This is a genomic window from Actinobaculum sp. oral taxon 183 str. F0552 (genome assembly GCF_000466165.1).
In the GTDB taxonomy this organism is placed as follows: Bacteria; Actinomycetota; Actinomycetes; order Actinomycetales; family Actinomycetaceae; genus Peptidiphaga.
This window is the reverse complement of the sequence record NZ_KE951406.1, coordinates 79,842-94,589: the sequence shown is the minus strand read 5'-3', so window position 1 is coordinate 94,589 and position 14,748 is coordinate 79,842. Positions and strand designations below refer to the sequence as shown.

The 14,748-nt window shown below is 66.7% G+C and carries 9 protein-coding genes; 4 read left to right on the top strand and 5 right to left on the bottom strand.

Annotation, left to right across the window (positions count from 1 at the left end):
- Positions 1-2,054 (bottom strand): right-handed parallel beta-helix repeat-containing protein (locus tag HMPREF0043_RS01000; protein ID WP_021600906.1); only part of this gene is annotated, 2,054 nt, incomplete at its 3' end.
- 142 nt (positions 2,055-2,196) lie between these two features.
- Complete coding sequence (locus HMPREF0043_RS00995; protein ID WP_040317550.1) at positions 2,197-2,649, bottom strand: ribose-5-phosphate isomerase; 453 nt, start codon at positions 2,647-2,649, stop codon at positions 2,197-2,199.
- 59 nt (positions 2,650-2,708) lie between these two features.
- Here HMPREF0043_RS00995 and HMPREF0043_RS00990 point away from each other — a divergent pair, with 59 nt between their 5' ends.
- The 3 genes from HMPREF0043_RS00990 (at position 2,709) to pepN (ending at position 8,827) form a co-directional block, all read left to right on the top strand.
- Positions 2,709-4,706, top strand: a complete 1,998-nt coding sequence (locus tag HMPREF0043_RS00990) for a M13 family metallopeptidase (RefSeq protein ID WP_021600904.1) — start codon at positions 2,709-2,711, stop codon at positions 4,704-4,706.
- 133 nt (positions 4,707-4,839) lie between these two features.
- Positions 4,840-6,138, top strand: a complete 1,299-nt coding sequence (locus tag HMPREF0043_RS00985) for a hypothetical protein (protein WP_021600903.1) — start codon at positions 4,840-4,842, stop codon at positions 6,136-6,138.
- 133 nt (positions 6,139-6,271) lie between these two features.
- On the top strand, positions 6,272-8,827 hold the full coding sequence (gene pepN, locus HMPREF0043_RS00980; RefSeq protein ID WP_021600901.1) for an aminopeptidase N: 2,556 nt from the start codon (positions 6,272-6,274) through the stop codon (positions 8,825-8,827).
- A gap of 96 nt (positions 8,828-8,923) precedes the next feature.
- Here pepN and HMPREF0043_RS00975 read toward each other — a convergent pair whose 3' ends face one another.
- Positions 8,924-9,160, bottom strand: coding sequence for a glucose PTS transporter subunit EIIB (locus HMPREF0043_RS00975; protein WP_021600900.1), 237 nt, complete (start codon positions 9,158-9,160; stop codon positions 8,924-8,926).
- A 149-nt stretch (positions 9,161-9,309) separates the two neighbouring features.
- Entirely contained in the window at positions 9,310-11,454 is a 2,145-nt protein-coding gene (gene malQ, locus HMPREF0043_RS00970) for a 4-alpha-glucanotransferase (protein ID WP_021600899.1), read from the bottom strand.
- Between the two features lie 202 nt (positions 11,455-11,656).
- Between malQ and HMPREF0043_RS00965 the strand changes: the two genes are divergently transcribed.
- Positions 11,657-12,565, top strand: a complete 909-nt coding sequence (locus HMPREF0043_RS00965; protein ID WP_021600898.1) for an acyl-CoA thioesterase — start codon at positions 11,657-11,659, stop codon at positions 12,563-12,565.
- A 341-nt stretch (positions 12,566-12,906) separates the two neighbouring features.
- On the opposite strand, the gene ettA is transcribed toward HMPREF0043_RS00965, so the two are convergent.
- Positions 12,907-14,589: an energy-dependent translational throttle protein EttA gene (gene ettA, locus HMPREF0043_RS00960; protein ID WP_021600896.1), complete on the bottom strand. Its 1,683-nt coding sequence runs from the start codon at positions 14,587-14,589 to the stop codon at positions 12,907-12,909.
- Positions 14,590-14,748 lie beyond the last annotated feature (159 nt).

The window sequence follows — 14,748 nt, the reverse complement described above, 5'->3', positions numbered from 1 at the left end:
AGTGCTCCGCGGTCCACGGCCGCATTGGGCTTGACCGTCGTGCCCGACGGATCGATCGCCTTGGCCACATCAGCCGGAAGAGCCTTCCCCGACCCCCGAGCCGGACTGCCCGCCTTCAAGTGATAATCGCTCTTCTTGAAATCCGCGTCACCATCAGCCTCCTTGACGAAGAACGGATTAGCCGACCGCGCACCGAACTGATCGAGCGCATGACGCTCCAAACCATCAATCCGCTTATCGGTCCGGGAGTCCTCGGCGATGTCCTTGGTGCGGGAGAAGCGGACGTCGGTCTTGCCCGCGCCCTCGGGGGTGTCCCACGTCATGAGGTAGGGATCGCCCGCCAGGCCGTTGCGATAGTAGGCGTTGTAGTCGAGCCCGGTGAACAGGGAGTTGCTGTACAGTTTCGAACTGCCGTCCTCGTCCGCGCCGCCGGCGGTGCGGATCGGGTAGGACCACCAGGGGCGTCGACTGCCGTTCAGGCCCGGCCGCGACGAGACGATGTTGTTGTACACTTCGTTCTTCGTCGCGTCCCATGACAGATGCTGCTCCTGGGACCACGACTCGTTCGCGATGCATCGCCTGTTGGCGTCGACGGCGTTACATCCGTTGGACCGCTCGTCCTCATTCACCGTGATCGATGCGAGGGTTCGGGAGACGGTGTTGTTGTATACCTTGACCCTTTCGGATCCCGACAGAGTGATTCCCATGCCCGAGCTCTCGATGACATTGGATGCGACCACTCCGCCGGCCGACACCTCGATGAAGATGGCGGAGCTGGAATTCGTGAAGAAGTTGTTGACGACGACGGCGTTGATGCACCCTTCGTCGCACCAGAATCCCGGCGGCGTCGATTTGCCCTTGTCCACGTGGCTCACCTGCCGGCCCGAGTAGTCCACGACGTTCTCGCGGAAAGTGACGTCCTTGGCGTGGGTGATCTTCACGTCGCCGACTGTGCAGTAGCCCTTGCACTTGGTCCCGTCGATCTCCATTCCGGCCGCGTTGCTCGCGGAGAAGACGCTCTTCTCGACCGTGGTGCCGTGGGTGCGGTTGCCTCCCAGACCGGTGGCTCCGTTGTCGTAGACCTTGTTGTTGACGAAGCGGCTGTTCTCGGCGTGGTCGAAGAAGAAGCCGGTGGACGAGCTCTGGGCGAACACGCCGTCCTGGATCACGCTTCCCGCGCCGTTGACGCTCACCGCGACGGGCCCGCTCTCCTTTCCGAGCCGGGGGTCGTTGAAGTCCCATGCGTGATTGGGGGCGAACTGGGCGACGTTGACGCCCTTCATCGCCAAGCCCGAGCCCGTGGAGGTGAAGGCCCGGCTCCGCTGCGAGATCTCCGTGGTTCCAGCGGTCGGATCCGATCCGACGTAGTAGGTTACGCTGTCCTGCTTGCCCACGTTGTAGCCCTTGGTCCTGTCGTCGGCGACTTTCAAGGTCGTCGGCGTGGCGTCTTCGACGTAGAAGGTTCCCGGGCCGACCTTGTCCTTGCTGTCCACCTGCTTGAGGGGTTGGTCGTCGATGAAGACCTGCTCCGGGAAGGCGGCCATCCCGTCGACGCGGGGGTCCGGATTGACGGTGCAGACGTGGCAGAAGTTCTGGAAGTCCCCCGTGACCTTCCAGACTCTGCCGTCCTTCTTCCACCGAGAGGCCCCGACGACGTCGCTGCCCTTGAGCCACACCTCCGCGTGAGGCGCCGCCTGGAGGGTGACGTTGCTCTTGGTGATGGAGAAATGGGGTTCGCGGTAGACGCCGCTCTTGAGAACGATCGTCGTGCCGTCCGTCGCCTTCTTCGCCGCCGCCGCAACCGACTTGAGCGGGGCGTTCTGCGCGCCTGCGGCGCCGTCGTCGCCTTCGGGGCTCACCCATAGGACGTTGCTCTGCGGAACCGGGTAGTCGGTGTCGGCGACCGCGTATTTCTTGTTCAGCCTCTCGCCGTGGGGCTTCTCGGCGTGGGCTGCCGGCTGCGGCAGCGCCACGATCGAGGAGGCCAGCGCGAGGACGGAGGCGGCGAGCGTCATTGCGATGCGGGCGGCGTGCCCTTTCGCCCGGGAAAGCATCAGCGTCTCTCCAATCAGATCATCAGTTCAGTTGCTGAATCCCCCGCTTTCCCTCGGAAATCTAACAGAGATCGCCCCTCCACTCGATGGTGCTGCCTTCCGGTTGTCAATCGCGGCGACATCGTGTACCGGCCCGGCAGGCTCAGCCGCGTTCCGCCTCGTATTCGGCGAGCAGGCCGATGCGACGCCGGTGCCGGGCGCCTCCGCTGAAGGGCGTCTCCAGGAAGGTTCGGACGAGCTCGAAGGCCCGGGCGGGCTCGTGCTGCCGCGCGCCGATGGAGACGACGTTGGCGTCGTTGTGCTCGCGGCCCAGCTCGGCCGTCGATTCGTTCCAGGCCAGAATCGCCCGCACGCCGGGCACTTTGTTCGCCGCGATCTGCTCGCCGTTCCCCGATCCTCCGAGGACGATTCCCAGGCTTCCGGGATCGGCGACGACCGCTTTCCCGCATTCGATGCACATCGGCGGGTAGTCGTCGAGGGCGTCGTATTCTGCCGCCCCGTGATCGACGACGTCGTAGCCCGCCTCGGCGAGCCTGGGGACGAGATATTCCTTCAGTTCGAACCCTGCGTGGTCCGTCGCAATGTGTACGCGCATGGGCGCCATGGTACCGGCCATGTCCCTCCGGCCTCTGGGACTTGCGTAAGCTTGGCGCCATGACGGTTACGAACAACGCCCTGGCCCGGGTTCTGGAGGGCGCAGATTCCACGGTCCGCATTCAGGACGATCTCTTCCGCGCCATCAACGGCTCGTGGATCGACTCTCACGAGATTCCCACGGATCTGGCCTCCGACGGCTCTTTCACCGCCCTGGCGCTTCAGGCCGAGGAGCAGGTCCGCCAGATCATCGAGGAACTCGCGGCGGCCAACCCCACCGAGGGCGAGGCCGGGAAGATCGCTCGGCTGTTCAACAGCTGGATGGACGTCGACACCCTCAACGCCAAGGGAACCGCACCGCTGGAGGCGGATCTGGCGCCGGTCGAGGCGGCCGCGAACCGCGAGGAGCTCGCGCGCGCGGTCGGCGCTCTGTCGGCGACGGGCGTGCACGCCTTCTTCTCCTACGAAGTCGCCTCCGATCTCAACGACCCCTCCCGCTACACGGTCTTCGTCTCCCAGTCGGGCATCGGCCTGCCGGACGAGGCCTACTACCGCGACCCCCGGCACGCCGGCGTGCTCGCCGAGTACGAGGCCTTCGTGCCGCGTCTGCTGGCCCTCGGCTACGGCTTGGACGAGGAGACCGCAGCGGCGCAGGCCCGCGTGGTCCTCGCCGTGGAGAGGGAAATCGCCGCAGCGCACATGAGCGTCGTCGACACCCGCGACGTCGACAAGGTCAACAACCCCTTCACGTGGACGGACTTCCTCGACCGCACCCCAGGATTCGCGTGGAACGCGGCGTTCGAAGCGGCCGGAGCCCCGCTCGGGCGGATGGCCGATGCGATCGTCGCGAACCCCGATGCGATCGCCTCCGCCGCCAGACTGTGGAACCGCACCCCTCTGGAGGACTTGAAGGCCTATACCCGCTGGCGGATCCTGCAGGCCCGCGCCCCCTACCTCACCGAGGAGATCGACGACGCCGACTTCGACTTCTACGGGAGGGTGCTGCGCGGAACCGTCGAACAGCGCGAGCGGTGGAAGCGGGGCGTGCGCTTCGTCCAAGGGGCCCTCGGCGAGGCCGTCGGCAAAGAGTACGTCGCCAGGCACTTCCCTCCGTCCCACAAGGAGAGGATGCTGCGCCTCGTCGACGACCTCCTGGAGGCCTACCGCCAGTCGATCCGCGCGCTCGACTGGATGGGGGACGAGACGAAGAGGCGGGCCTTGGAGAAGTGCGACTCCTTCGTCGCCAAGATCGGCTATCCGGACGAGTGGCGAGATTACTCCGCCCTCCGGATCGGCGACGACCTCCTCGACAACGCACGTGCGAGCGCGCGCTTCAAGGTAGCCAGGGACTTCGCCAAACTCGGCGAGGACATGGACCGCAGCGAATGGCTCATGTCGCCGCAGACGGTCAACGCCTACTACAACCCCCTGTGGAACGAGATCGTCTTCCCCGCTGCCATCCTGCAGTTCCCCTTCTTCGACCCCGATCGCGACGACGCGCTCAACTACGGCGCGATCGGCGCCGTCATCGGCCACGAGATAGGCCACGGCTTCGACGACCAGGGCTCGAAGTTCGACGCGAACGGGGCAATCGACAACTGGTGGACGGACGAGGACCGCAGGGCGTTCGAAGAGCGGACGTCGGCCCTCGTCGCCCAGTACGACGCCTACGTCCCCGCCCAGTTCGACTCCGACAGCCCCCATCACGTCCGAGGCGCCCTCACACTGGGCGAGAACATCGGCGACCTGGGAGGCGTCTCCATAGGGCTGAAAGCCTACGGGATCGCCCTGGCCAGGCAGGGGCGGACGTACGCGGACGCGCCCGTCATCGACGGATACACGGGAGTCCAGCGGTTCTTCCTGTCCTACGCGAGGGTCTGGCAGAGCAAGGACCGCACGGAGGCCTTGACCAAGCAGATCGCCACGGATCCCCACTCCCCCGACGAGTTCCGGACCAACGGAGTGGTCAAGAACGTCGACGCCTTCGCCGAGGCCTTCGGCGTGACCGAAGGCGACGCCCTCTATCTGCCCCCCGAGGAGCGCGTGCGCATCTGGTAAGCCGGGCGAGTGACGGATCCGGACGGCCCGGGGTACTTCCGCGAGACCGCTCCACCGCGCCCAGGCGCCGGAGGGAATGCGAATGACCGCCTATGTTTGTGAACGATAATCATTCTCAGGTAGTCTGACGGATATGATCATTCCACGCATTCTCAAGGTTCTGTCCACCGTCGCGGTCGGAGCCCTCGTCCTCTCCGGCTGCGGCTCCTCCGGTTCCCAGTCGGGGAGCGGCTCCCCCTCGTCCGCTTCGGAGGGGCGCGGCGGCGGGAAGGACGGGGGCCGCAAGGAGGTCTCCTCCCTCAGGCCCCGCGTCGTCATCGGTTACGACGGCGGTCTGCTCACTATGGACGGAGCGACGGGCAAAGTCCTGGCCACGACGAAGCACGACGGCTTCCTTCGGCTCAATCCGGCGGGGAACGGACGTCACGTCCTCGTCTCCGACGGGGATCGGTTCCGACTCTTCGACGCCGGGCTCGTCTCCGTCCCCCACGAGGATCACTTCCACTACTACACCCAGACCCCCAAACTGACCGGAGCCGAGATCAAGGCTCCCAAAGCGGGGCACGTCGTGGTCCACCATGGGAAGACCGCCCTCTTCTCCGATGGCCAGGGAACGGCCCAGGTCCTCAAGTCCGACGCCTTCACCGACGGCAAGATCACCGCCGACGAGATCACGACGATCAAGACCGGCGCACCCCATCACGGAGTCGCCGTCCCGCTCGCGGACGGAGGCGTCCTGACGACGAAGGGAACCGAACAGGAGCGGCACACCGTCCAGAAGGTCGACGCATCCGGGAAGGCCGTGGCCGAGTCGGCCGACTGCCCCGGCGTCCACGGCGAAGCCGCGGCCAAGTCCGACGGCGACGGAGACGTCGTGTCCTTCGGCTGCACGAACGGGCCGCTCGTCTACCGCGACGGAGCCTTCCACAAGGTCGCGGTCCCGGAGGCCTACCAGCGTTCGGGCAACCAGGCCGGCTCCCCCGCCTCCCCCGTCAACCTCACCGACTACAAGGTCGACAAGGACGCCAAGCCAGAGCGCCCGACCAAGGTGGGCCTGCTCAACACCGAGAGCGCCACGATCACCGCGGTCGAACTCGGCTCGTCCTATTGGTTCCGCTCCCTCGCTCGCGGCAAGAACGGCGAGAGCCTCGTCCTGACCTACGACGGAAAGCTCAACATCCTCGACTCGGGCACCGGACACGTCCTGCGCAAAGTGGACGTCGTCAAGCCGTGGAGGGAGAAGGAGAACTGGCAGGAGCCCGGCCCGAACGTCAAGGCGATGGGAGACTACGCCTACGTGACCGAGCCGGCGACCAAGAAGCTGCACATGATTCAGATCTCCACCGGCGAGCTCCTGAACTCATGGGATCTCCCGGTCACGCCGAACGAAATGGCCGTGGTCGACGGCTCCCCCGAATCGCCTGCCAAGTGACCGCTCCCGGCCGTCGGGCGGTGGCGGGCCCCTTTCGGTTCGGCGGCGGAGGGGCCGGAGGCTCAGCGCAAGCCGATGCCGGAGCGGGGGATCGCGTACCCTTGTATGCGGTTGTCTATTCGAAAGGAATTCAATGCCAGGCACCAATCTGACACGCTCGGAGGCGGCGCGGCGCGCGGCGCTCATCTCCACCGAGGCCTACCGCGTCTACCTCGACCTCACGGGATCGGAGACGGCCTTCTCCTCGATCACCGAGATCGACTTCACCGCCGAGGCGGGGGCGTCGACGTTCCTCGACATCGTCGCCGAGTCGGTGGACAAGGTGGTCCTCAACGGCAATGTGCTCGACGCCGGCGCTTTCGCGGATTCTCGCTTCCCGCTGGAGGACCTGGCGCCGGAGAACACCGTCCGAGTCGAGGCGACGATGAGCTATTCGCGCACGGGCGAGGGACTGCACCGCTACGTCGATCCGGCCGACGGCGAGGTCTACCTCTACTCGCAATTCGAGGTGGCCGACGCCAGGCGCGTCTTCGCGTGCTTCGAACAACCCGATCTCAAGGCCGAGTTCACGCTGACGATCGACGCGCCCGAAGCCTGGACCGTCCTGTCGAACTCGCCATCCCCCGAGCCGGTCGCCACACGCGAGGGCGTGTTCACCTGGCAGTTCACGCCCACCGAGCGCATATCGACCTATCTCGTGTCGATCATCGCCGGACCCTACGCGAGCGCAGAGGGCGACGTCTACCGTTCGGTGGACGGCCGCGAGATCCCGCTGGGCATCTGGGCGCGCAAGTCGCTCATCGAATACGTCGACGCCGACGAGATCTACGAGGTGACGAAGCAGGGCTTCGAGTTCTACGAGGCCAACTACGGCTTCCCCTACCCCTTCCGCAAATACGATCAGGTCTTCTGCCCCGAGTACAACGCGGGCGCGATGGAGCATCCCGGCAACGTGACGCTGGTCGAGTCCTACATCTTCCGCACGAAGCCCACGGGCGCCATGGTCGACCGCCGGGTCATCACGATCCTCCACGAGCAGGCGCACATGTGGTTCGGCGACCTCGTGACGATGAAGTGGTGGGACGACCTGTGGCTCAACGAATCCTTCGCCGAGTTCATGAGCCACCTGGCCGCGGTGAAGAACACGCGGTGGAAGGAAGCCTGGGTGACCTTCCTGGCCTCGGAGAAGTCGGGGGCGATTCAACAGGACCTCCTGCCCTCCACCCACCCGGTGGCCGCGGACATCCGCGACATCGAGGACGTGCTCGTCAACTTCGACCAGATCACCTACGGCAAGGGCGCCTCGGTGCTCAAGCAGCTCGTGGCGTGGGTCGGCCTGGAGGAGTTCCTCGCCGGGGTGCGCTCCTACGTCGCCAAGCACGCCTGGGGCAACGCCACGCTGGCCGACCTTCTGGCCGAACTGGAGGCCACGTCGGGCCGCGACCTCTCGCGCTGGACGAAGGTGTGGCTCCAGGAGGCCGGCGCCAACGTCCTCTCCCCCGAGATCGTCGAGAAGGGCGGCGGCGTCGAGTCCTTCGCGATCCGCCAGGAGTCCGACGGCCGCGCCTCCCTGCGCCCCCACCGCATCGGGGTGGGCGGTTTCGACGCGATCGACGGGAAGCTGACCCGTACCTTCTCCGTCGAGCTGGACATCGACGGCGAACTCACGGAAGTGCCCGAACTCGCGGGCGTCAAGCGGCCGGCCATCCTTCTCGTCAACGACGAGGATTTGGCGTACGCGAAGATTCGCCTGGACGAGAAGTCCCTGGGCGCCGCGGTCGAGCGCCTCGACGCGTTCGAGGATCGGCTCGCCCGGACGAGCGTGCTCTTCGCCGCCTGGGACATGTGCCGCGACGGTCTCATGAGCGCCACCGACTACACCCGGATCGTCCTGAAGGCCCTCCCTGATGAGACCGACGGGACCGTGCTGCGCTACATCCTGAACCAGCTGATCACCGCCGTGACCGTCTACTCGGCCCCCGCCGGGCGGGAGGCCCTCCACGACGCCGTCGCCGCGAGGGTCTTCGACATCCTCTCCGAGGCCGAGCCCGGCTCGGACAACCAGCTGCAGGTGGCCTCGGCCGCCATGCGCCTGGCGAAGACGGACGAACAGCTCGACCGCATCGCCGGATGGCTCGACGGCGAGGGCCTTCCGGAAGGGTACCTCGTCGACGCCGAGGTCCGCTGGGGGATCGTCATCGCGCTGGCCGCCGCCGGCCGCATCGGCGAGGCCGAAATCGCCGAGGAGTACGCCAAGGATTCGACCTCCTACGGTCAGATCTTCTCGGCTCAGGCGCGCGGCGCGATGCCCGATCCCGCGGTGCGCGAGAAGGTGTGGAAGGAGATCACGGGAGACTTCGAGTCGAACGCCGTCCAGCGCAACCTCGCGCTCGGCTCGCGGCGTGCGACGCCGGAATCCCTCGCCCCCTACGCAGCCCGCTACTTCGAGGACGCGCGCGCCCAGTGGGACGGCCATTCGGTGGAGATCGCCAGCAACATGCTGGAATACGCCTTCCCGATCTCATTGGCGGGCCGCACGGACCTCGGGGTAGACCTCGTGAGCCTGGGGAAGGCCTGGCTCGCCGAGAACGCCGACGCCGCCCCGGCCTGCATCCGTCTGGTCTCCGAGTCGGTGGACCGCGCAGAACGGGCCGTGCGCGCCCAGAAGGCGGATGCGGCAGGGGCCTGAAGACGCGCCGTCGGGCCGGCTGTCTTCCAACCGGCCCGACGGCGTGCTCGAATTCCAGCCGGCGCGGCCACGGCGAACGGGCCCGGCGCGCGGCGGTCAGGCGAGGAGCTTGGACATCGCGGCGCTCAAGGCATCGGCTTCCGGCCCGACGACCACCTGCACGACGGGGCCCTGAAGGACCACGCCGAACGCCCCCGCCTCACGCAGAGCTTCCTCGTCGACCTTCGTCGGGTCTGAGACCTCGATGCGAAGGCGCGTGATGCATGCTTCGACGTTGCCGATGTTGCTCCGTCCGCCGATGGCGGCGATCAACGACTCTGCCTTGGCGCTCATACTTCCTCCTTAAATCGGTCGCGTCCCAGCCTACCCGTGCCGCTCGGTTCGCGCACACCGCCCGTTCACGGCTCCGGGAAAGCCGTGCGCTTGCGCATTCGCCGACGGCGAAGAGACGCCCCACTTGCTATCGGCGGGGGTGCGCAGACCTATTGGCGGGCGGTGTGCAGTTCGGAGACGAAGGCGGTGACGAGCGAGCGCAACCGGGGGTTCCCCTTGAGATCCTCGACGAGGACCACCTGTTCGGAACCGTCGGCCAGGGGAAGGCGCCAATTCGGATACTCCTCGTCTGTGCCCGGCTGGTTCTGAGCGCGGCGCTCCCCCACGGCGTCGACGAGGGCGATCGCCAGAAGCTCCCCCGGGCTGCGCGCGATGTACCGGTGCATGGCCTCGATGATCTCGCGTTCGGACGAATTCTCGTCTATCAGCCCGTGCTCGGCCAGACGCGACATCATCCGCTGCCGCTCGAGCTCTGCGTCGGCGCGGACCTTCTCGACGGGTTCGGCCAGTACGCCCAACCGGTCGCGCAGGTCCACGTGCTCACCGGCCAGGTACCCCGCGACCGGGGGGAGGTCGTGGGTGTCGACGGTCACCAGGGTCTCGCGGCGGAGATCCCACGGCTGCTTGAACGTGCCGTCGTCGTACGCCTCGAACCACAGGACGGATGTGCCGAGAATCCCCCGTTCCCGCATGTAATCGCGCACCCAGGGTTCGACATTGCCGAGGTCCTCGCCGACCACGACGGCGCCGGCCCGGTACGCCTCGAGCATGAGTATCCCGACCGCGGCCTCGTGGTCGAACCGGACGTAGGCGCCCTCGGAGGGAGGGTTGCCGGCGGGAATCCACCACTGCCGGAAGAGACCCATGACGTGGTCCACCCGCAGCCCGCCCGCGTGGCGCAGAACCGTATGCACGAGGTTCCGCAGAGGCGCGTAGGCCGACTCCCGCAGTGCGACGGGGCTCCACGGCGGCTGAGACCAATTCTGCCCGTGTTGGTTGTAGACGTCCGGCGGCGCGCCGACCGTCACCCCCGAAGCGAAGATCCCCGGGTTGGACCACACGTCCGCGCCCTTGGAGTGCACGCCGACGGCCAGGTCGTGGAAGATGCCCAGCGCCATGCCCGAGTCGAGGGCTTCCCGCTGGGCGTCCTCGAGCTGGGTGTCGACGATCCACTGAAGCCAGGCGAAGAAATCGATCCTCTCGGCCAGCTCGAGCCGCTGGAGCGCCGAGTGCGGAGTGGCGGGCGAGGAGAGCTCTTCGGGAAAATCCTCGCCGTATCTCTCACGCAGGGCGCACCACAGCGCGAAGTCCTCCAACCCCTGGCCCTCCGTCGCGCGGAAGCGCTCGAAGTCGCGCTGACGCGCCTTGCTGCGCCCGAACGCGAAGATGACCTCCAAGGCCTGGAGCTTCGCCTCCCACGACGAATCGCGGTCGATGACTTCGTTGAGGACGTCGGTCTCCTTGATCTCCTCGCCCGCCCACGTGACGAGAGCCCGCTGCGCCGCCGGCATGTAGGCGACCTCGTGAACGTCCTCCGGCCGGATGTAGAGGGGGTTGAAGAAGCGCCGCGTCACGGGAAGGTAGGGCGACGGGGTGATGTGGCCGACCGGTTCGGCCGCGTGGAGCGGATTGATGAGGATGAAGTCGGCGCCCATGGCGCCGAAGAGCGAGCACATCTCCTTCAGGTCGGCCGTGTCCCCGACGCCCCACGACCTGCGGGAACGCACCGAGTAGAGCTGGGCCGTCATCCCCCACCCGGTCATGCCGCGCTCCGCCGGGGAGGCCAGGCGCTGGGGGACGACGACGAAGGGAGCGCCGTGGACTTCGGTGGAACCGTCGTCGAGGGTGATGCGGGCTCGGAGCATGTGGTACCCGAGCGGCATCCGCGCGGGGACGACGAAGGAAGCCTGGCCCGTGAGAACCCCGGAGACCTCGCGCGGCGGGGTGAAGTCCTCTCCTTGGGCGAGCGCCCGGGCTCCCCCGTTCTCCAGTTCGACCTCGACCGTCACACCCGCCCCGTGGGGGAGGTGGACGGCCACTCGGGATTCGCGGTCGTCCCTGACGACCGTGCAGGCCGGAAGGGTCTCCCGCCAGGGCCTCATACGGGCCTCCTCGAGCGCGCGGCGGGCGGACGGCTCGTTCGACGCGTCGACTCCCAGGGATGCGAGGATCCTGATGAGCGTGAGGTCGGAGACCATCACCTTGTTGCCGTCGAACCCCCAGTATTCAGTGGCGACGCCCCACGCATCGGCGAGTTCGCACAACAGCGTGCGCTCCGGGGCATTCTCCTTCATTCGGCCTCCTAGATTCCGTCCATCGTCGTCGATCGGAACACTGCCAATCTTGCCAGATTGCGCAACGGATTGCAGTCCGGGCGCCGCACCGGATCGCCGGAGGGGACGCGTTCCACCATGTGGCCCGGCAAGGGGGGAACGGCTCCCGTCTGGATAGCATTGCCGTGAACGGACACCCCGACCCGTCGAAAGCCGCATCTCAATGACCAGATTCCTCGCCATCCCCGAAACGGACCTCGAACCGCTGGCGACGGTCCTCAACACCCTGCGTCTGGAAGCGCTGGGCGACAACAGGTACCGGGGCAGGAACCTCTACCAGCTCGGCGGACGCGTCTACGGAGGCCAGGTCCTCGCACAGGCGACGATGGTCGCCGCGGACACCCTTCCCGCCGCGGAGGACCGGCTCGTCAATTCGATCACCGCGGCGTTCCTGAGCCCCGGCGCCATCGACTCTCCCACCGACTTCGAGGTCACCGAGCTCAACGACGGCCGATCGTTCTCCACGAGGACGGTCAACGCCATCCAGAACGGGCGCATCATCTTCGCCTCCCGGATCTCGGCGCAGCTCCACCAACCCGGCCCTTCCTTCGGCTCGCCTCAGCCCGAGGCGCCGGACCCCGAGACCCTCCCCTCCTCCGTCGATTTCTTCGCAAGCTTGAACGACCCGCGGGGGCACATCATGTCCACGACCAACTCGTTGGACATGCGGCACGTCGGAGGCCACATCTATATCCGTCCCGCGCAGGACCGCACGCCCCGCCAGCTCATATGGATCCGCACGCGCACGCCCATGCCGGCCGGATCCTCGAAACTCCTCCAGCGGGCAGTGCTGGGCTACGCCGCCGACCAGTTCATGCTCGAACCCGTCATGCGGGCCACCGGGCTGTACTGGTCGCACCCCGACGCCTCGCTGGCGACGCTCGACCACGCGATCTGGTGGCACCGCAACTTCGACATATCGGACTGGATCCTCGCCGACCTGGAGAGCCCCTCCGCCCAGAACGGGAGGGGACTGGTCATCGCGAAATTCTTCCAGAACGGGCGTCACATCGCGACGATGTCGCAGGAGGGGATGGTCAAGGTCCGGTCGATCACTCACAAGGACGACTAGGAGGCCGACCAGCGCCGGGGAGACCGACCGGCGCGCTCCGACGCCTGCCGGCTCAGCGTCGGAGTGCGCCGGCAGGATCTCTTCACTGCGTTCGCCCCCGTCGTGCTCCTCGTCGCAACGGTGAAGCCGGGAGTCTGTGGGCCGCGTCCGCTCACTATGACACGGAACGGTTCCGCCCCCCTCCGAGACCGCGGAAGTGAACTGAATAACGAAGCTTGTGATGGTGGGTGCGCCGGTCGTCGACCGGCGCACCCACCTTCCCGGACCGCTAGGCCTGGGCACGGACCCGAACGGCCGGGTGCATTCGAACGCTCGCACCGCTCCGAGGGCGCAGGCGAGCGTCAGTCTCGCGTGAGCTTCCGATATGTTACCGCGTGAGGCCGTCCGGCGTCGGGCCCGAGGCGGTCGACTTTATTCTTCTCATAGGACTCGAAATTGCCTTCGAACCAATACCACGCTGCGGGATTCTCCTCCGTCCCCTCGTAGGCGAGGATGTGCGTGGCGACTCGGTCGAGGAACCAGCGGTCGTGGGTGATGACCACGGCGCAGCCGGGGAACTGGATCAACGCGTTCTCCAGAGAGGAGAGGGTTTCGACGTCCAAGTCGTTGGTGGGCTCGTCCAGGAGCAGGAGGTTGCCGCCCTGCTTGAGGGTCAGGGCGAGATTGAGGCGGTTGCGTTCGCCGCCGGAGAGCACTCCGGCCTTCTTCTGCTGGTCGGGCCCCTTGAAGCCGAAGGCCGAGACGTAGGCGCGCGAGGGCATTTCGACATTGCCCACTTGGATGTGGTCGAGCCCGTCGGAGACGACCTCCCAGAGGCTCTTCTCCGGGTCGATGCCTCCCCGGTTCTGGTCGACATAGGAGATCTTGACGGTTTCGCCGATCTTCAGGTCGCCGGCGTCCAGCCGCTCGAGCCCGACGACGGTTTTGAAGAGGGTCGTCTTGCCCACTCCGTTGGGGCCGATGATGCCTACGATGCCGTTGCGCGGGAGGGTGAAGGAGAGGTCGTCGATGAGGACGCGGTCCCCGAAGCCCTTCTTGAGATGCGTCGCCTCCAGGACGATGGATCCCAGTCGCGGCCCGGGCGGGATCTGGATCTCTTCGAAGTCGAGCTTCCGGGTGCGCTCGGCCTCGGCGGCCATCTCCTCGTAGCGCTCCAGGCGGGCTTTCGACTTGGCTTGGCGGCCCTTCGCCGAGGAACGGACCCATTCGAGTTCGTCCTTGAGCCGCTTGGCGAGCTTGGCGTCCCTCTTGCCCTGCACCTCCAGACGCTTCTCCTTCGTTTCGAGGTAGGTCGTGTAGTTGCCCTCGTAGGGATACAGGCGCCCGCGGTCGACCTCGGCTATCCACTCGGCCACGTGGTCGAGGAAGTAGCGGTCGTGGGTCACCGCGATGACGGCGCCTAAATACTGCTGGAGGTGTTGCTCCAGCCAGAGCACCGATTCGGCGTCGAGGTGATTCGTCGGCTCGTCGAGCAGAAGCAGATCCGGCGCTTCCAGAAGCAGCCTGCACAGTGCGACGCGGCGGCGCTCGCCTCCTGACAGGACGGCGACGGGTGTGTCGGGAGGCGGGCAGCGCAGCGCGTCCATGGCCTGCTGGAGCTGGGCGTCGACGTCCCAGGCTCCCGCCGCGTCGATCTCGGTCTGAAGCCTGCCCATCTCCTCCATGAGCGCATCGAAGTCGGCGTCGGGATCGGCCATCTCCTCGCCGATCTCGTTGAACCGCTTGAGCTTGCCGATCACATCGGCACGCCCCATCTCGACGTTCTCGAGCACCGTCTTCGACTCGTCGAGGGGCGGCTCCTGCAGGAGGATTCCCACGCTGTACCCCGGGGAGAGACGCGCCTCTCCGTTGGACGGCTCGTCCAGCCCGGCCATGATCTTCAGAATCGTGGACTTCCCTGCGCCGTTGGGACCGACCATGCCGATCTTCGCACCGGGGTAGAACGCCATGGTGACGTCATCGAGAATCGTCTTGTCGCCCACGCGCTTGAACGCGTGAATCATCTGGTAAATGTATTCAGCCACGTGGCTCCATCCGTCTAAGGTTCGTCCCGCCAGAACATTGCGTATCCGGCCCCGCACAAGGATACAGGTTTCCAGCGCCCGGCCGCCGAACCGGAAGGCAGAGTGCGAAGCGGCTGCGAGCGGTCGGGGCACCGGCGGGGAACGGGCCGCCTAGACAAC